The 19,567-nt window shown below is 37.4% G+C and carries 16 protein-coding genes and 3 pseudogenes; 13 read left to right on the top strand and 6 right to left on the bottom strand.

The window, feature by feature from the left end; genetic code table 11:
- On the bottom strand, positions 1–149 hold a 149-nt coding region (locus M5121_RS10560; RefSeq protein ID WP_502798280.1), incomplete at its 3' end, for a transposase.
- A 77-nt stretch (positions 150–226) separates the two neighbouring features.
- On the opposite strand from M5121_RS10560, the pseudogene M5121_RS10555 reads away from it, so the two are divergent.
- The 9 genes and pseudogenes from M5121_RS10555 to M5121_RS10515 all read left to right on the top strand — a co-directional run.
- Positions 227–775, top strand: a pseudogene (locus tag M5121_RS10555) (transposase); the annotation flags it as partial.
- A gap of 152 nt (positions 776–927) precedes the next feature.
- A complete protein-coding gene (locus M5121_RS10550; RefSeq protein ID WP_249571150.1) occupies positions 928–2,463 on the top strand; it encodes a TolC family protein in 1,536 nt (511 codons plus the stop codon).
- Positions 2,460–4,601 (top strand): type I secretion system permease/ATPase, encoded by a 2,142-nt coding sequence (locus M5121_RS10545; protein ID WP_249571149.1) that lies wholly within the window; start codon positions 2,460–2,462, stop codon positions 4,599–4,601. Before M5121_RS10550 ends, M5121_RS10545 begins: the two co-directional genes overlap by 4 nt.
- Positions 4,598–5,788: an HlyD family type I secretion periplasmic adaptor subunit gene (locus M5121_RS10540; RefSeq protein WP_249571148.1), complete on the top strand. Its 1,191-nt coding sequence runs from the start codon at positions 4,598–4,600 to the stop codon at positions 5,786–5,788. The genes M5121_RS10545 and M5121_RS10540 overlap by 4 nt, the downstream gene beginning before the upstream one ends.
- A 235-nt stretch (positions 5,789–6,023) precedes the next feature.
- Entirely contained in the window at positions 6,024–8,033 is a 2,010-nt protein-coding gene (locus M5121_RS10535) for an AAA family ATPase (RefSeq protein ID WP_249571147.1), read from the top strand.
- A gap of 13 nt (positions 8,034–8,046) precedes the next feature.
- A complete protein-coding gene (locus M5121_RS10530; protein ID WP_249571146.1) occupies positions 8,047–9,666 on the top strand; it encodes a VWA domain-containing protein in 1,620 nt (539 codons plus the stop codon).
- 80 nt (positions 9,667–9,746) lie between these two features.
- Positions 9,747–10,349 carry an IMPACT family protein gene (locus M5121_RS10525; protein ID WP_087537129.1) on the top strand — a complete coding sequence of 201 codons (603 nt, stop codon included), beginning with the start codon at positions 9,747–9,749 and terminating at the stop codon, positions 10,347–10,349.
- Entirely contained in the window at positions 10,339–10,956 is a 618-nt protein-coding gene (locus M5121_RS10520; protein ID WP_249571145.1) for an acyltransferase, read from the top strand. Before M5121_RS10525 ends, M5121_RS10520 begins: the two co-directional genes overlap by 11 nt.
- Before the next feature lie 115 nt (positions 10,957–11,071).
- Positions 11,072–11,914: a universal stress protein gene (locus M5121_RS10515; RefSeq protein WP_249571144.1), complete on the top strand. Its 843-nt coding sequence runs from the start codon at positions 11,072–11,074 to the stop codon at positions 11,912–11,914.
- Positions 11,915–12,033: 119 nt separating this feature from the next.
- Here M5121_RS10515 and M5121_RS10510 read toward each other — a convergent pair whose 3' ends face one another.
- The 4 genes from M5121_RS10510 to mutS form a co-directional block, all read right to left on the bottom strand.
- A complete protein-coding gene (locus M5121_RS10510) occupies positions 12,034–12,702 on the bottom strand; it encodes an O-methyltransferase (RefSeq protein ID WP_249571143.1) in 669 nt (222 codons plus the stop codon).
- A 138-nt stretch (positions 12,703–12,840) separates the two neighbouring features.
- Positions 12,841–13,554: a D-Ala-D-Ala carboxypeptidase family metallohydrolase gene (locus M5121_RS10505; protein WP_249571142.1), complete on the bottom strand. Its 714-nt coding sequence runs from the start codon at positions 13,552–13,554 to the stop codon at positions 12,841–12,843.
- Positions 13,555–13,690: 136 nt separating this feature from the next.
- Positions 13,691–14,020, bottom strand: coding sequence for a ferredoxin FdxA (gene fdxA / locus M5121_RS10500; RefSeq protein WP_004663008.1), 330 nt, complete (start codon positions 14,018–14,020; stop codon positions 13,691–13,693).
- A gap of 275 nt (positions 14,021–14,295) precedes the next feature.
- Positions 14,296–16,968, bottom strand: a complete 2,673-nt coding sequence (mutS, locus tag M5121_RS10495) for a DNA mismatch repair protein MutS (RefSeq protein WP_249571141.1) — start codon at positions 16,966–16,968, stop codon at positions 14,296–14,298.
- 205 nt (positions 16,969–17,173) lie between these two features.
- Between mutS and M5121_RS10490 the strand changes: the two are divergent.
- The 3 genes and pseudogenes from M5121_RS10490 to M5121_RS10480 all read left to right on the top strand — a co-directional run.
- A pseudogene (locus tag M5121_RS10490) lies at positions 17,174–17,640 on the top strand (transposase).
- A 325-nt stretch (positions 17,641–17,965) separates the two neighbouring features.
- Positions 17,966–18,193 (top strand): hypothetical protein, encoded by a 228-nt coding sequence (locus M5121_RS10485; protein WP_004662973.1) that lies wholly within the window; start codon positions 17,966–17,968, stop codon positions 18,191–18,193.
- 84 nt (positions 18,194–18,277) lie between these two features.
- Positions 18,278–18,409: pseudogene (locus M5121_RS10480) on the top strand (IS30 family transposase); the annotation flags it as partial.
- Between the two features lie 22 nt (positions 18,410–18,431).
- Here M5121_RS10480 and M5121_RS10475 read toward each other — a convergent pair.
- Positions 18,432–18,662: a hypothetical protein gene (locus tag M5121_RS10475; protein ID WP_004662971.1), complete on the bottom strand. Its 231-nt coding sequence runs from the start codon at positions 18,660–18,662 to the stop codon at positions 18,432–18,434.
- A 290-nt stretch (positions 18,663–18,952) separates the two neighbouring features.
- On the opposite strand from M5121_RS10475, the gene M5121_RS10470 reads away from it, so the two are divergent.
- A complete protein-coding gene (locus tag M5121_RS10470) occupies positions 18,953–19,564 on the top strand; it encodes a LexA family protein (RefSeq protein WP_005159261.1) in 612 nt (203 codons plus the stop codon).
- The last annotated feature ends 3 nt before the right edge of the window (positions 19,565–19,567 follow it).

Here is a 19,567-nt window from a genome sequence, read left to right as displayed (position 1 = left end):
ATTAATTGATTTTTCCAGTCAATAATTTGGTTTTGATGAACATCAAACTCAGAACTCAATTCAGCAAGTGTTTTTTCTGCTTTGATCGCAGCAAGTGCTACCTTAGCCTTAAAGTCGTTTGAATGATTTCTTCTTGGTCTACGCGCCATAAAATACTCCATATATTGATGTTTATAACATCATTTGAGGAGCAGAATATCACTTATAGGAGTTGTTCAAATTTCCGGATCCATCTCTCTCTTCGACTGGAAATCTAAAAACCATAAGAAAATACGGTATTCGATTTATGTTTGGTATCGACTGTAACCGTAAGGTTTCCCCAGAAAAAGGACAATGGTTTCAACTGCGTTTATTGCCAGATTTCCATCAGGGTCAAGTAGTCTGGCTCAAAGATTTTGGCTTTGTACAATTATTTAAGACTCAGTTAAAAGAACAGCAGAGGTTTTATATTGTGCATCAAGATGAAGATGATTTATTGTCCTTTGAGGGTTTTCATGAATTACATTCAAGTCATTGGAAAATAGAGCAATATCACCGGGTGATTAAACAGGTTTGTCATATTGAAAAGTTTCAAGTAAGACGATCTAAACTGATTTTGAATCATATTTTTTCAGCCTTAATGGCCTACGTCGAGATACAAAAGAACCAGTTTGAGCGGATCTTTGAAAATGTATATCGTTGGCAGAAGAAATTATTTAGACCAATCATCAAAGACTTCATTCATGACTTTATTCTCGATAAAAATCATCTGCTACCACAGAGAATCTATAAATGATAGTGCGTAAGTCCTAGAATTTAAGAAAGTGCTAGCAATTTTAAGAAAGAAAAAACCTGATAGGACAAGGGACCTATGAAATTTGTCGTGTACAGAGTGGAAAAAGTGAGTAGAATGATTGTGCTTTTAAATGATAATAATATGAAAAGAATATGAGCATAAAGAAAGATATAATCGTCAATAGTAGAACATGGAAAATATATGTAGATATTAAGTGGCTATTTTCTATAGTACTTTTATCGGTACCGATTACGCATGCTGAGACACCCCGTGAACAGTACCATACTTTAAAAAATAATTTGTCGCAGCTGTTTGCACCAAAAAGTAATGAAGACTTTAAAATTGCCAATATGCAGAGACTAAGCAATTTTTCGTTTAATTCTTCTAGTGTTGAATTACCTGTAGTTAGTGCTAGTCATGCGATTGATACAATTCCAAGTGCTTTTTGGCAAAGCCACCTGAAAGTTTTAAAAGATGCGGTAAAAGTAGTGGTGCAGAGAAATCCAGAAATTTCCCAAACACTCGCGACTTTAGCAGCACAAAATGCAAATATTGATGTTGCAAAAGCGGGCTACTATCCACAGATTACTGGGGGCGTTAACACTGGAGATTTGACAAAAAAATCAGCTCGTGGACAACAGATTCTTGCATTGAATGCGACACAAATGCTTTTTGACTTTGGAAAAGTGAAATCAGGTGTCAACACGGAACAGGCAAAACTTTCATTAGAACAAGCAAAAGTGCTTATTAAAATTGATGATATTTCATTAGATGTCGCTCAAACGATAATTAATATACAACGTTATCAGAAGCTTATTCAGATTGCGAATCAACAAATTTCTGGAATTCGGCGGATTCAAGAAATGGCAAATTTAAGAGCAAATGCAGGAATTAGCAGCCAAGCGGACCCAGTACAAGCCCAGTCTTATTTACAGTCTGCTCAGTCTGCTTTAATTGCACAGCAATCTTTACTTGCCCAATACCAGCAGCATTTAAATACTTTACTTGGGTTTGATGTAAATAACGTGCAATGGGCGATTCCAGATGATTTAGTTCAACAGTCAGACTTATATTCAGCCCCACAATTTAACATCATTCCTCAAATGATTGCTGCACAAGCAGGAATTGACGTTGCTCGTTCGCAGAAACAGCAAACACAATTAAGTCGATATCCTACATTATCTGTGAAAGGTGAATTGAGTCAGGCTTTGCATGGTCGAAACCCAAATAATGATAAAGAGGGAGGTTTCGATAGCGCCATTATGTTGGAAGCGACCAGTCAATTTTATCAAGGTGGCGCAACATCCTCACAAATTAAAGCGGCTAGCTTTGCCGAAGAGGCTGCTAAAGCTCAAGTCAATGCAGTCTATCTACAAATACTTGACCAGATTCGGACGAGTCGGGAACAAATTGAAAATAAGCAAAGACAAATGCAAGTTCTCAAGAGCCGTCAAGCGACAACCGTGAGAACAAAAGAACTTTATCAAGAACAATATAAATTAGGTACACGATCACTTGTAGATTTATTAAATGCTGAACAGGCAATTCACGGCGCAAATTCTGAGTTAGAAAGTGCACGTTACGATATTTATAGCAGTATTGCGCAATACATAGCAACCACAGGGCGTTCGCGTCAAGCCTACGACTTAAATAATATACAAATTCAGGGGTTTGAAGTTCAGCCATGATGACAAAAATAAATTATCAACCGTGGTTGCAAGCGGTATTAATGATTGCAAAGCATTATCGTATAGAACCGTCTGAAGAACGTGTACGTTTGCAACTTGATTGGAATCAAAATCAAAATTTAGATGAAATTCTATTATTAATGTGTCGACAAGTTGGTCTTCATTTACGCAAAGTTAAGTTTAGTGATGATGTGGTCAATCCATGGCGTTTGCCCGTGATTGTTGAACTGAATGATGGTCAAGTTGGTGTTGTTGATAAGGCTGATACAGAAGGTAATGTCAGTGTTCAATTAAGTGGTGATCAAGGGCTATCGCAAAAATTTGCTGTTGGAGCACTTAAACATATTGTTAAAGGTGTTTATATCCTTCGACCAGAAAAATCAGTACCAGATGCACGTATCGATGAATACATTAAGCCTTATGAAGCGAGCTGGTTTTGGTCAATTGTATTACAAGATTGGAAGCGTTATATTGATATAATGTTTGCCTCTCTTATGGCTAATATTCTGGCATTAGCTACCATCATTTTCTCTATGCAAGTATATGATCGGGTCGTTCCATCGCAATCTATTCCAACACTTTGGGTACTTGCGGGTGGAGTATTCATTGCAGCAATTTTTGAATTTGTTCTCCGTGTTTCGCGTGTTTATTTGTCAGATATTATTGGAAAACGTGCCGATTTGCGTATCTCAGATCAGGTCTTTGGCCATGCGCTCAGAATCAAGAACAGTGAGCGTTCCAAGTCTACAGGCACCTTTATTTCCCAGATTCGTGAGTTGGAGGGTGTTCGTGAGCTGGTCACCTCAACCACCATGGGAGCCATCGCAGACCTGCCATTCTTCTTCCTGTTTCTGGTTATTTTTGCACTGATTGGTGGCAACCTGTTTTGGGTGATGTTGGTGGTGGTGCCGTTAATGATCTTGCCTGGTATTTTAGTGCAAAAAAAATTGGCTAAACTTGCGCAGGAAGGAATGCGGGAATCTTCAATCCGTAATGCCATTCTGGTGGAGGCTGTACAGGGAATTGAGGATATTAAGTTACTACGCGCAGAGTCCCGTTTCCAGAATCAGTGGAATCACATGAATGAGGTGTCTGCCGACATCAGTATGCAGCAACGCAAGATTGTGGGTGTATTGACGGCCTGGACACAGAAAATTCAGGGGCTGACCTATGCAATTGTAGTGCTGGTCGGCTGTTTTGCCGTGATGGCTGGGGAAATGACAACAGGTGCCTTGGTGGCCTGTTCAATTCTCTCATCGCGAATGCTGGCTCCAATTTCACAGGTGACAGGCATATTGGGTCGTTTCCAGCAAGCAAAAGTGGCCAAGAAAAGTCTTGATGAGTTGATGAAGAAACCCGTTGATCAGGCGGACCATGCCCACTTGGTGCATAAGGAAGCTTTACATGGTGATTATGAACTCAAGAATGTGATGTTTCAGTACTCTGAAGATGACCCACGACCAAGTCTAGCCATCCAGCAACTCAAAATACGGGCAGGTGAGCGGATTGCGATTTTAGGCCGTAACGGTGCGGGTAAATCCACCCTATTGCAAATTCTTTCAGCGATGCAGTTTCCTACTAATGGCTCGGTTCATTTAGATGGCTTGGATATTAGTTTAATTGATCCCGCTGATGTGCGTCGGGATATGGGTTTATTGAACCAAAATGCGCATTTATTCTATGGAACAATTCGTGAGAATTTAACGCTTGGTGCGCCGTTGGCACGTGATGAAGATATTTTAAAAGCCTTAAAAGTTACGGGCGCTTTAAGCTTTGTACAAGAGAAAAAAGAGGGTTTAGATCATTTAGTTTTAGAAGGGGGCGTTGGGTTTTCTGGAGGACAACGACAGGCATTATTATTGGCAAGACTGCTGATTCGTGAACCTAATATTTTACTTTTAGATGAACCTACAGCTGCAATTGATGATGTTGCTGAGAAACAATTGATTGATCATTTAAAAGGTTGGCTTTCTCACCGAACTTTGGTGGTGGCGACTCATCGCCGCGCTGTTTTAGAATTGGTTGATCGTATTATTGTCATGAATGATGGCAAAGTGGTAATGGATGGACCCCGTGAACAAGTATTAAACCAATCTACTTTACAACAAAAACAATTTAAGCAAGGGGATAATTCATGAGTGAACTAGAACAAGCCAATAGCCGTCCCATGAATGTTACCTATAAAGAACCAAGTTTACCGCGTTCTAGCTTTGTTATATGGATTGTAGGCATCGGTTTACTTGTACTTCTAATTTGGGCGTGGTTGTTTAATTTGGAAGAGGTTTCAACAGGTACGGGGAAAGTGATTCCATCTTCCAAGGAACAGATCATTCAATCTCTTGAAGGCGGTATCTTAACCAAGCTTGAGGTTAAGGAAGGAGATGTGGTTGAAAAGGGGCAGGTACTTGCCCAGCTAGACCCAACACGCCTTGCTTCAAATGTAGGAGAGTCCCAATCCTTGCTGACCTCTGCACAGGCCACTGCTGCACGCCTGCGTGCGGAAGTGAACGGAACCCCACTGGCTTTTCCTGAAGAGGTGCTGAAAGAACCTAAACTGGTACAGGAAGAAACTGCACTTTATCGTTCACGCCGTGCCAATCTTGAAGAGTCGATTGCAGGCAACCAACAGGCACTGAAACTGGTACAGCAGGAGCTGGCAATGACAGCACCTCTAGTTGCCAAAGGTGCGGCAAGTGAAGTTGAAGTTTTACGTTTAAAACGTGAGGCAAACGATTTACAAAATAAAATCAATGACACCCGCAATGAATATTATGTAAAGGCACGTGAGGAACTTTCCAAGGCAAATACCGATATTCAAACCCAGCAACAGGTGGTGAAAGGCCGAAATGACAGTTTACAGCGGGCTGTTTTTAAAGCGCCTGTCAGAGGTGTGGTAAAAGAAATTGATGTAACGACATTGGGTGGTGTCATTCCTCAAAATGGTAAGTTGATGACCATCGTGCCGTTGGAGGACAAGCTACTGATTGAGGCACGTATTTCACCACGGGATATTGCCTTTATCCGTCCTGGACAGGAAGCATTGGTAAAGATCACCGCCTATGATTATGCAATTTATGGTGGTTTAAAAGGTAAAGTGACGGTGATTTCACCCGATACGATTCGTGATGAAGTAAAGCAGGATCAATTTTATTATCGTGTTTACATTCGTACGGAATCTGACCGCTTACATAACAAAGCTGGCACAGCCTTTAGCATTACCCCTGGTATGGTGGCAACCGTGGATATCCGCACTGGACAGAAAACAGTTCTGGATTACCTGCTTAAACCATTTAACAAAGCCAAGGAAGCATTGCGGGAGCGTTGATTATATTGAGTTGTAAATAAAGTGGATCATACCCTCAAGATTGGATAGCTATTTAATTTCGAGGGTATTTTTTTACGTCGAATATAGGTGAACAAGTTTATAGGGAAAAATGATTGATTTAATTTTAACCGCTTAAGTCGTTACAATAAAAAATCAAATGAGTTGGGACACAATCTGTCCATATCCAATGCTACACTGCAAAAACGAATTAAATTTCACTATGTTGTATATAAAAATGAAAGAAAAAATTGCAGGATTACTTAAACAACTCAATACAGGTTTTATTGGTCGTGAAGACGTCATGAAATCTGCATTATTAACTTTGATTGCAGGGGAAAATATTTTACTGATTGGCCCTCCAGGCACGGGTAAAAGTATGCTGGCTCGCCGTGTTGCTGAAGCCCTTACACCTGAAAATGAAAAATCTAATTATTTTGAATACTTACTGACCAAGTTCTCTACACCAGAGGAAATTTTTGGGCCTTTATCTTTAACAGATTTAAAACAAGATCGTTTCCATCGTAAAACTGCTGGTTATTTACCAACTGTACAAGTGGCATTTTTAGATGAAATTTTTAAAGCTAGTTCCTCCATTCTGAATGCTTTACTGACGATTTTAAATGAACGTAAATATCATAATGGTACAAGTGTTGAGGATATCCCTTTACATGCTTTGATTGCGGCATCGAATGAATTACCGATTGGTCAGGATGAATTGTCGGCTTTATATGATCGTTTTTTAGTACGTAAATTTGTGGATTATATTGATGAACAGAATATAAGCCTATTATTTAATTTACCGCAAAGAGAACAGATTCAAGCAAAATATCAACTCACTGTAACTGAGTTAAATGATATCAGAGAAAAAGCCAAAGCGGTGATTTTTCCTGATGAAGTACAGCAAGCAATTCAAGATATTTGGAAGAAATTTAAGGAAGAATTTAAAGAAAATAAAGATGAGGTATTGTCAGATCGGCGTTTTGTCAAAGTTTTGCATATTTTACGAATTTCTGCTTTAACCAATGGACGCAAAGAAGTTGATTTTTCTGATGTAATGTTACTTAAAGATTATCTTTGGAATCACCCTGATCATGCAGAAAAAGTTTTAGATATAGTTCGTAAGGCTATTGGTAAATTTTCTGTTTATAATGATAATAGTTCTTCTATTGAATCTTCATCTCGATTAAAGCAGGATGCTTTAAAACGCCAAAAAATCAAACAACAAAACAGCCCAAAACCATATCAATCTGCATCATTAAATTCAGTGATTAAAGGTTATAAAGGCAGTGGTACAGAACATGACCCAATTTTAATTGAAACGATACAGGACTTGGCAGGTTTACAAAAACCAGAAGTCGGACAGCAAGGCTACTATTTCTTACAAACGGCTGATATTGATGGTTCTGCTTTAACACAATGGTTTGATATAGATTTTAAAGGTAACTATAACGGCAATGGTTTTTTAATTAAGTTTAAAGATAATTTTATTCATCATGATAATTTTTCAAATACACAAGGTAATATTTATTCAATCTTTATTAATGTCCAAGATTCAAAAATAATGAATATGTCTATTGAGGGTGTATTGCTTGCAAAAAATATAGCAGATAGTGAAATTTTGGGTAGTTATACAAAAAATAGTTTTGCAATTTATGCTGAAAATTCAAAAATACAGCAATGTTATACTCGTTCTCCATTATTATGGGAACAGGTTTCTAATACACTGATTTTAAATTGTATGGTGTTATTGAATGATTCTAGTGGGATTATAAACTTTGGTATCACACGAAACGCTTATGACGAAAGTGAAGTGGAAAACTGTTTTGTGCAAGGGGATTTAGTCGCTTATTTTTATGGATTGATTAATTATAGTTATAATAGTTCTATTATAAATAATGCTTTAGGTAATATTAATTTTAATTCTAATTGTTATTATACTGAAACTAGATTTATTCATAATTATTCAGATACTACTTTAACAAACAATATATCCATAGATAGTAACCGTGGTACATCGGATGCAAATGGTCAAGATGGTTTAACTGTTCCTGCTGCATTTTTTAACCAAAAATATTTTGAAGATCATTTAGGTTGGGATTTTGAAAATATTTGGCAATGGGATACACAAAAAGATCATCCTACACTACGTCCATTAATAGCAGATAAAACCACAAAACAACCTGAACTTAAAGCAAATGAAGTTTTTTTAATTCAACAACAATTACAAGCGAATATTTGGTTATAAAAGGTTGTTGATTATGTTAGGTTTTTTAGCGACAAAGCTCTTTCAACCCTTTTTAAAACCCCTTAAATATTTTGTCGATGATAATTTTCGTTCAAAAGTTGAACCGATTGATGGTAGTGTATTGTATTCCAATCTCTACGGTGCGGTTGAACATTCGGGGATTTATGTTGGCGATGGACAGATTTCTAATATTGTCGTCGATAGTCTGCTCAAAGGCGAAAGTACCGTCCGTTTAAGTGATGCACGGGATTTTACCGACCGCAGTTTATTGGGTAAAAAAATCTATGTATCGTGTGACAAACACGGTAAACCAGTCGGCGATTTTGATGTTTGCGATGGTGCGATGAATCATGTCGGTGATCGTGGCTTTTATGGCCTAGTGTTTAAAAACTGTCATACATTTTCTCGAAAATGCGTCAATTATTCACAGGAAAGTTATTGGCTTAATTCGATCGTTGCATTCACTGATTTAGTGACCGAATTACCAACCAATCTTCTATTATTAAAGAAAACGGCTAATCATAAAATCAATGCCCGAAAATGGTTATTATGGGATTGGCAAGAGGATAATCAAAAAGAACCAAAACAACCTGAACCCGATTGGCAGGATATTGAACGTCAATATAAACATCAGCCTTTAACGCCTGAATATATTGAACAGTTACAGCAAGAACTGGAACAAACAAAGGAATATCAACAGGAAATTTCTGACGAAAATATCCCTAAAGACATTTTAAATAAATTACAGGGGTTTAAACAGAATCTACAAAATATTTCTGATAAATATGAACAAGTCAAAGGCTTTTTGGCAGCGTGTCCTGATGCACAGTTTTCCTATCAACAGCTAGAGGATTGTAATGTTGATTTTACTGCTTTAGCCAAGCAACTACAAAATAATAGCGTGATTAAAGACTTAGCCCGAAAAATGGGACGTAATTATATTTCGGAAGAAAAAAAGAAACAAAATAAAATCCCAACCGCCAGTAAAAGCGAAGTACATGGTACGCATCGTAGCGATGATGTGATGCGATTACTCCCAAGCGAATTGATTAATCTTGACGATGAAACACTCGAAACATTATTTTATGCTCGTTTACTTGAACAGAATCTATTAACCTATGAATTGCAAGGGATAACGTTTATCAATGGTGAAGAAATAGAGCAACAACATAAACGTACAGGTCCAGTGGTGGCTTGTTTAGATACTTCGGGCAGTATGGAGGGTGAACCACTACTCAAAGCCAAAGCATTATTATTCGCCATTGCCAATATTTTAAAACAGGAGCAACGTTCCTTGCATGTGATTTTATTTGGTTCAAGTGGTGAGTTAAAAGAATTTCAAATGTTGGGCGCAGAATCTTTAGCAGATTTATTGCAATTTCTCCAACAGGGATTTAATGGTGGCACGGGTTTTGAAACCCCTTTAAAACGAGCAGTAGACATTATAAAAGCTGAGAAAGATTATCAAAAAGCCGATATTTTAATGATTTCAGATGGAGATTGTAATTTGTCAGATTATTTTTCAGCCCAATTACAAGGTTCAAAAGACCAGTTAAATTGTATGGTGTATTCTGTATTATGTGCAGGACAACGAGTTAAAGATAACTTTAGTGACGAGATCGTTGTCTTATAATAGAACGATAGACTTTGTGAGATAGCTCTCTCATCTACAAAAATTGATATGATTTCTTTTTTGCTTTTATTTAGATTTTTATGCCTTTCACTATCGCGAATACAGTTACTTTTGAAGAAGACATTAAAAAAAGTCGTTTCCAAGCGATTGCCGCAGTTGTTGAAAATGAACAACAGGTCAAGGCCTTTTTAGAGCAGACTAAAGATACATCAACCACCCATCAATGCTGGGCATGGAAGATAGGACACCATGTACGCTTTAATGATGATGGTGAACCCTCTGGCACCGCAGGTCGCCCCATTCTTGCCACCATTGAAGGTAATGATTTAACCAATATCATTGTATTGGTCAATCGTTGGTATGGTGGTGTTAAGCTCGGTACAGGTGGTTTGGTCAGAGCGTATGGTGGATGTGCAGGTCAGTGTTTATTACTCGCTGAAAAAATTGAATTGATTGAGAAAAAACAGATTCAATTTGCCTGTTTATTTAATGAATGGGCAATTATCCAGTATGAATTGATCCAACAACAGATTGAATATCAAGAACGTTACACTGAAACAGGTGTTCTTATTGAAGCACGATTACAAGTACATCAAATTGAGCCTTTAAGGCATAAGCTCCAAGATGTGACACGTGGACGTGAATCGCTTAAGGTGATAGAGGAACAAGAAGATGACAACTGATCCTTTATTAAAGTATCGAGAACAACATAAGCATCGTTTGAATTATATGCCTTGGTTGTACTGGTCACTTAAGCCTAAACATCGAGAATGGGCGGAACAATGGCAGGCGGAATATCAAGCCTACCTGATGGAAATGGAAACAATAGAGATTGGCAAAAATTGTTTTATTTCTCCTTTAGCGCATATTTTTGCAGAGCGTGGGCGAAAGATTAGCATTGGTGACAATACCTTTATTGCGGCAGATTGTACCTTGCATGGACCTTTAGAAATTGGTAATGAAGTCGCGATCAATCATCATTGTATTTTAGATGGTGGACGTGCTGGCATTAAGCTGCATGATCAGGTTCGAATAGCCGCTTATAGTCATTTATATGCATTTGATCATGGCATGGATTTAGACCGACCAATATACCAGCAAGCTGTTACCTCCAAAGGAATTGAGATTGGGCGAGATGTATGGTTAGGGGCTCATGTTGGTATAAAAGATGGCGTGAAAATTGGACATCATGCGGTTGTGGGGATGAATAGTATGGTTACTAAAAATATAGAAGATTTTGCAATTGTGGCAGGTAATCCAGCTAGATTGATTCGTTATCGTACTGAATAAAATCAATTAAAAGCTCATGAGATTCTATACATAAATTTAACCCACCATACTTTGATCTGTGTTAAGTTAAAAACAAGTACAAGACCTAAGGTGTTAAACCTAAAGAGAGGCGAACATGAACCGTGTCATTGCATGTATTGATTCTTCACCCTGTATCGAGGCTGTCGCTGAAGCAGCCGCATGGGTGGCGAAGCAAACGCAAAGAGAATTAGTATTGTTGCAAATTCTGGACTATTATCCAGCAAGCTATCATTTAGGTGAAATCAGCGGTGTCATTGGTTTTGAAAGTAATGCCATGTTGCTCAAGGAGCTGGCCGAGCTTGAGCAAAAGCAAAGTGAACTCGCACTCGACTACAGTAATAACTTACTGAAACATATTTCTGAGCTGATCGAAAAACAATATGGTTTAACCAGTACCAAGATTCAGGAAAAAGGCGATTTTCTTGAACAGAGCTTTAATATTTTAAAAGAGAATGATGTTGTCATTATCGGGCGTGTGGGTGAACGGGCGGCCGAGAAGAATAAGCCAATTGGCAGTAACGTGGAAAACTTTATTCGTGGTGCAAACTGTACAGTGATTACTGTGGGAGAGCATTTTGAAGCACCAAGACGTTTTATCTTTGCTTATGAATATTCACCGACCTGTCAAAAAATGCTGCAACGTATAGCACAAAGTGATTTATTGAAAAAGTTACAATGTCATTTGCTTTATGTCGGTGATCATCCAGAAATGCTGGCAGAGCCAGAAAAATATTTAAAAGATGTGGGTTTAGATGTTATACCCATTTATCGATACGGGGATGTTGCCCAAAATATTCTTGAATATCAACGAGAACATGATATTCAACTCATTGTTTTAGGTGCTTTCAGCCACAGTAAAATCCATCAATTTTTTTTGGGTAGCATTACTACAACCATCTTCCGAAATGCCAATGTACCTTTGCTCGTTGCTAAGTGATTCATTTTCTTCAATATAGTTATCCGCAATTACTGTGGATAACTATATGGAAAAGCATTGTAGATAAATATAATCTATTGATATTGAATAAATAATTTTTTTAGATTGTTTTTTGATCTCTATTTTACGATTGCAATTGCAAAACCATCATGCCCTTTAGATCCTACTGTTTGTAGAGCAGTGCAAGAGAGCAGTTGAGGATGATCTTTTAATGCTGAGAATGCTTCACGAATGCCTTCAATACTAGGCTTCTTATTATTCTCATCTAAGATTGCACCTGCACGAATGACGTTATCAAGTACAATAATCGTACCTGAGTGAGAAAGCTTTAAACTTAATTCAAAATATTCACGATAACTTTGTTTATCGGCATCAATAAAAATCAAATCAAAGGGTTCACTGCCTTCAGCAATGAGTTGCTTCATAATATCTGCACCACGACCTTTCTTGAGCTCGATATTGGTTGGCATATTGGCAAAATCGATATTTTCCTGAGCAATAATGGCGTGAGTATCTCGACCTTCTACCGTGAGTAGATAGCCATCTTCAGGTAATGCTTTTGCAAGCCAAATAGTACTGTAGGCACCAAAAGTTCCCAGTTCCAGTACCCGTTTGCATTGGTTCATCTGAATCAACATTTGCAAAAACATGCCTTGATTAGGCGCAACAGCCAAATGATTAGAAAACCCCTGAGTATCGGTGTTGTCTAATGCATGTTGAAGTCTTGGGTCTGTGGGAATTAAATGTGAATTGATATAGTCATCAATGTCGGTCCACATCTGTTGCATAATCAAGTTTACCTATGAATCTGTTAGCTGCATTTTAAACATTTATGCTTAGAGTGCAATTTGATTACTGAATTAATCACTATCATTGAAATAAAAAAGAGACCGTTTAGATCTCTTATCGATTTAAATTATCGTTTATTAGAAGTTACACATTGAACTATTTCGGGTGAGGTCAGGCCCCCAAGTTCGATAACCTTGCGTATCGATATGAATTTGGCCAGAGCTGTACAAGCCTATTCCAAGATTTAAACTCTGCCCATGCTGGATCCAAAATTGGCATAGTTTAAATTTGGTCTGTTCAATATATGCATAGTCTTGCGGTTGTGGAACTTCAGGCCCGATACGGAAGTCGATTGCTGAATTGAACAAATGCTTAGAAGAACCCGCACCACCTGCACATTGATTTAAAGGTAGATCGCGGTAAACAGAAGTGACTTCGAAATCAGTTAAAATCTTAGCAGCAATTAAATATTTAAAGACCCGTAAGGTTGAAAGTGAATTATTCCATAGCTCACGATTTGGTACCATATATTCTGAGCGACCACATTTTTGCCAATCTCTAGCGGTACGTAATAATTCAAAACTTGGAATAATATGCGCCACATTGTTGCGTGTTAAAAACTGTTCATATTCACGCACACGTGCATAGTTCTCGCCCTGATTGAGCCAGATACGGTAAGATGCAGGTTCAACCTTATTGGGAATGGGGCGGGTAAAAGTAACTTGTTCTTGAGGAATGTAAATTCTTTTATCTTGATTTTGATTCACTTTAGTGGCTGAACTGACACAACCGACCATCATCACAGGGATGATACAAAATGATAAGAGACCCTGTAATTTATTTCGCATCATAAAAAAGCAGTTCACAATCTATAAGTGATAGATGAATTATTTTAATGCAAAATAACGCACAAATAATGGTGCAATTGCAAAGAAATGTGTGATTCGAGTATAAAAAAAGACCAGTTAATACTGGTCTTTTCTATGATTATTTTTCTAAATATTGCAATTTATTTGGCTTGCCATTCCATTCTTCACGATCAGCAGGTTGTTCACCAATTTGAGTGATGTTATTACCTGCCCATTTTTCAGAGAGTTCAGCATTCAGCTCAATAAACGCTTCTTGACCTTCAGGTAGCTCATCTTCAGAGAAAATCGCATTTGCTGGACATTCAGGTTCACACAATGCACAGTCAATACATTCATCTGGATTGATGACAAGAAAGTTTGGACCTTCATAGAAGCAATCTACAGGGCAAACTTCAACACAGTCTTGATATTTACATTTAATACAGTTTTCTGTGACAACAAAGGTCATGGCGGCAGCTACCTAAAAAATATGGTTTTCATTTTGCATAGCGTATTTTAGGCAAAAAATACCGATAGAAACAATTCCTTTTATTGATATTTATTATTCGTATCAATGAAATGGGCTTATTTATATGACTTTTATTGATAATAAGTCTCAATAACTTAATGAATTGTCGAATTTCTCCTTGCATTACATGATGCAAAATGAGCGCACAAATATAATTGCGATCTTACAACTAGAGAAATCAGCTCTGACCTAGGGCCAAAGCTGATGATTTAATCTTAATTTTCGAGTGCTTGGCTAGATTTGAATAAGGCTTTGAGCTGATAAAGCTGTTCAAGTGCTTGACGTGGTGTTAGATCATCCACATCAATTTTATCTAACAATTCAAGCGCAGGGGATTGAGCTTCCACTTCAACAATTTTCTCAACAACTTGAGTTTCAATTTCATGCTCAAGTGAACTGAATAAATCATTTTGAACTGTATTTTGCAAATGTTGATGCTGTTGCTTTTCCAGAATTTTCAAACGTTTCTGTGCTTCTTTAATTACACTTGCTGGAATACCTGCCAGTTTTGCAACTTGTAAGCCGTGGCTTTGGCTTGCAGGACCGTGTTGTACTTTGTGCAATAAAATTAAATTACCATTCAGTTCTTGTGCTGTCACATGATAATTATCAATACCAACTTCACCACCCAGTTCGGTTAACTCAAAGTAGTGTGTTGCAAACAGACATAGACATTTCACACGCTTCGTCAAATCAAGTACACATGCCCAAGCTAAAGAGAGGCCATCATAAGTACTCGTACCACGACCAACTTCATCCATCAAAACCAAAGATTGACTTGTAGCATGATGTAAAATCTGTGAGGTTTCAGTCATTTCCACCATAAAAGTAGATTTACCTGTCGACAAATCATCCGCAGAACCGATACGGGTAAAGATACGATCAATTGAACCTAGTTTTGCCGATTTTGCGGGAACGAAACTACCACAGTAAGCAAGTAAACTGATTAATGCGGTCTGACGCATAAATGTCGATTTACCGCCCATATTTGGACCCGTAATAATCGCCATACGATGTTGTGGGTCTAGAGTCGTATCATTCGGTGTAAATGGTGCTTTATTTAAAGCTTCAACAACGGGATGGCGACCAGCTTGAATTTTGATGCTGGTTTCAGCCGTAAATTCAGGTCTTGTCCAATTATTTAATCTGGCTTGATGTGCAAAATTTGCCAGTACATCAATATGCGCAATTGCTGCGCTCATCATTTGTAGTTGAGCAATATTTTGGCGAAGCTCATCTAATAAGGATTCAAACAAAAGCTTTTCACGGGCAAGCGCGCGTGATTCACTTGAAAGGACTTTATCTTCAAAGCTTTTTAGTTCAGGCGTGATATAACGTTCCGCATTTTTGAGTGTTTGACGACGTATATAATCGGCTGGTGCTTGCTCGGCCTGAACGCGTGTCAACTCAATATAATAACCACTGATACGATTATAACCAATTTTAAGTGTATTGATTCCAGTACGTTGGCGTTCTTTAATTTCTAAATCAATTAAAAATTGCCCTGCATGATCGCGAATTTTACGTAATTCATCCAGTTCATCATCATAACCTTCAGCAATCACATTACCATCGCGTAATAATACTGGCGGATTTTCAACAATTGCCGCCATTAAATGTTGATGTAGACTTTTGAAATCACCTAATTGATTATCCAACTGATTTAATAATTGAGATTGTTGGTTTTTTAGCACAGGCGCTAAAGCATGCCGTAAAAATGGAATTTGTGCACATGCTTGACGCAGTTGAACTAAATCGCGTGGACGTGCACTGCCCAAAGCAACACGACTCAATACACGTTCGATATCACCAATTTCTTTGAGCACTAAACGTACAGGAGATTCATGGTAGCCTTTTAATAATTGCTCTGAGGCATCTAAGCGAGCATCTAATATGGCAGTATCACGAATCGGTTGCATAAGCGTTCGACTGAGTAAACGGCCACCCATTGCGGTTTGGCAGTCATTAATCAGTTGGAATAAAGATGTGCCATGTTCAAATAACGGATCAATAATTTCTAAATTACGCCGTGTAATTGGATCAAGTGCAATAAAGTCAGTGCTTTGCTCAATTTGAATAGAACGAATATGTGGTAAAGCCGTTTTTTGTGTTTCTTTGGCATAATGAATTAATGCTGCGGCTGCAGCTTTTGCCAAAGGGAGTGGATCTAGACCAAAGCCTGATAAAGTTGAAACTGAGAACTGGTCACACAAAGTTTTTTGTGCATTATTTAAATTAAAATCAACATTTGGACGTTTAGTAATTGGGCAATCTAAATTCTTTTTAATTTGTTCAATAATATTTTGATCGATCAGATCTTCATCAATGAGAATCTCGCTAGGCATTAAACGAGCTAGCTCAATCGCCAATTGTTCTGGCTTATAGTTTTGTTGTTGAACTTTAAAAATACCCGCACTCAAATCAAGTAATGCAAACCCAATTTGATTTTGTTGAATACATAAAGCAACCAGATTTGAAGACTGATAACTGCTAAGTAATGCATCATCAGTCAAAGTACCTGGTGTTAGAATACGAACTACTTTACGTTCCATAGGTGCTTTACCGCGAGAACCTGCGTTCTCGCCTTCACCAACTTGCTCACAAATTGCAACTGTGCGACCAGATTTAACTAAGCGGGCAAGGTAGCCTTCGGCTGAATGATAAGGCACACCAGCCATTGGAATCGGTTGCCCACTCGCTTTACCGCGATGAGTCAGCGTAATGCCGAGTAGTTTGGCTGCTAAATGCGCATCTTCAAAGAATAGTTCATAAAAGTCACCCATACGATAGAACAGCAATGCATGTTGATAGTCTGTTTTGACTTTGAGATATTGCTGCATCATAGGTGTGTGAGAAGATAAGTCAGCCATGATTTCAGCGCTGTTCATGCGTATTAAGTCCTTAAATTTTTGAATAAATTAAACTATAGAAAGTCTAATTGTCTAACTGATAGGGAGTCAACAGGATATCATCTAAGAAAAAGTATAGCTTTTATATCTAGGAATTGAGCCAATAGTGTGTGAGATCTTATTTTAAACCGGCTTTGTTGCACAAACCTACCGTTAAAGGCTTAGTCAACATTTCATTTCTCAAATGAATAAGTCCACATCTAAAATCTATCGTACAACCAATTGGCCTTCTTATAACAGAGCATTAATAAATCGAGGAAATATCTCTATTTGGTTTGATCCCAAAACTAAATGGTACGCTCAACCAAAAGGCAAGCATGGTCGAAATCAAACCTATTCTGATGCTGCTATCCAATGTTGTCTGATGATTAAATCTCTATTCCGTTTGTAGAAGACAAAAGCATATTGATATTGCAATCAGCTACCAAAAAAGTAGCGATGGGCTGCATCTAGGCAGGACACTATGGAGAAAAATGGTCAAACTATCATCGCCGAAGTTTGGTAGAAACCAAGATGCACTGCATCAAATTATTGGGTGATAGGCTTAGTGCAAGGCGTTTTGATAACCAAGTCAATGAGATTCATGCAGGTGTGGCAGTATTAAATAAATTTACGGAGTTGGGCCGACCTCACACCCAAGTAGTCACTTAAATTTGGATAACTTGGGACAAGTTTAGTCTTTGAATGTTTGTGCAACAAAGCCATGCAAACAGGAAATTTTTTTAGAATTTATTTTTTAAATCATGAATTGATAAAAGGATTAAAAATATAAAATTTTCTGAAATATTTTTAAATAATATTGTAACTGTATGGTTAGTTTAATATTAAAGAAATTTCTAACCAGTGCTTAATTTCAACCACTTAGTCGTCTAAAAAATAAAAATATAATAGTTATAAGTCTTGTTACAAGCTATTAGTCGACAATCGATAGAAAATTTCCCATAGTCCTATCAACAATATTTTGAGAAGAAGTATTATGGATAAGATTACGGTAATTATTAAAGATCAAGAAGAAAATGAATCGATTGTTGTGGCACAGCTCAATGATTTAGAAGACCAAGATATTCCTTTTTTTAAACGAGTTGAGCATATTGAAGTAGAAGGGAATATCATTTTTCCAAATATCGATTTACTTTTTGAAAGTGATATAGATGGAAAGATTTATAAGTTAGTTGCACCTGTGAATGACAAAAGATTTATCTGACCTCAATCTTCTATTTTCAATACGATAAAAAAGACCCACTTATGAGATTCAAATAAGTGGGCTTTATTTGAGAGCAACAAAAGTGATTTAAATCAAGTTGCCATGTCACTGAATACTCGTCCTAGAAAAGCGTTAGATTGGCTTACACTATTAAAGAAGTTTGCTCAACTTGTTGATTATCATAAAACTTTTGAAACTGTCGCACCTCATGTTTGAATTCGCCCAGTGTTATGTGATCTCAATGAATTGGGTTAAGCCCTTTAACAATGTCATTAAACTCAGAGCCATTGAGCCAAAAAGATTTTTTTAGAAAAAGGGTAGTCATAATACTTTCCGCTGCTTCACTATTTTGGTTGTCACAAAATAGTCCATAGCTCTCACCTAATACAGTGTTGTTCTCGATGAGACGAATAAAGAAAGCATGTTGTTCGTCAGCATAACCTAGAATAGCATCACGTCGATTGTTCATTTTTCATGTCTCCACATCAAAAATCTTTTGAGTAAAATCTACTGCTAACAGATCAAATATATTCTTGAATTAGATCAATGATTTAAGTTTTTAAAAATAAATTTACTTTTTAAATCATTGATTTTAAAAGTTAATATCAGCTTGTTTCACATCCTTGTCTTAGTTAAACAAGCCAAAATTTGATCTATTAAATTCATTGTTATGCAAAATTAATTGTACGTCAACTTGAATTTGTAACTTTTTCAAGTTAAATTATTTGTAAGTATTTTAAACTTGGGTAAGGAGGAATTATGTCCAAAAAAAATGAATTTGAGCATGGTGGTGCCCGAAGTAATGCAGGACGTAAAGCACAATTCAGTGAGCCAACCAAAGTCATCCGTGTTCCCGAATCTCAAGTTGATTTCATCAAAAATTGGTTACTGAATAATGTCAAAACCGATACTCGTACAGATTTGACTGCTCAAATGAAAATCCAAAATGTGCAAGCAAAGAATGACCGAATTTATCATATTCCACTAGCAACCGAACGAGTTGCAGCGGGTTTTCCATCACCTGCGCAAGATTATGTTGAGCAATCACTCGATTTAAATGAATTTTTAATTCGTAACGAAAACTCGACTTTCATTGTCAAAGCCAATTCACTGTCGATGTTGGACGCAGGGATTGATATTGATGATCCATTAGTGGTGGATCGTAGTCTTTCAGCGAAGTCTGGGGATATAGTGATTGCTTTGATTGACAATGATTTTACTGTCAAACGTTTGATGATTGATCATCATTTCAGCCCTCCAAAGGTATGGTTAAAAGCTGAAAATCCAGATTACCAAAATATCTATATCACAGACGGGCAAGAGTTACAGATCTGGGGTGTGGTGACGTATAACTTGAAGCCAATGAGGTAAGCC

Source organism: Acinetobacter sp. ANC5681, from assembly GCF_023488045.1.
Taxonomy (GTDB): domain Bacteria; phylum Pseudomonadota; class Gammaproteobacteria; order Pseudomonadales; family Moraxellaceae; genus Acinetobacter.
The sequence above is the reverse complement of the archived record's forward strand: the minus strand, read 5'-3'. Positions and strand labels throughout refer to the sequence as shown.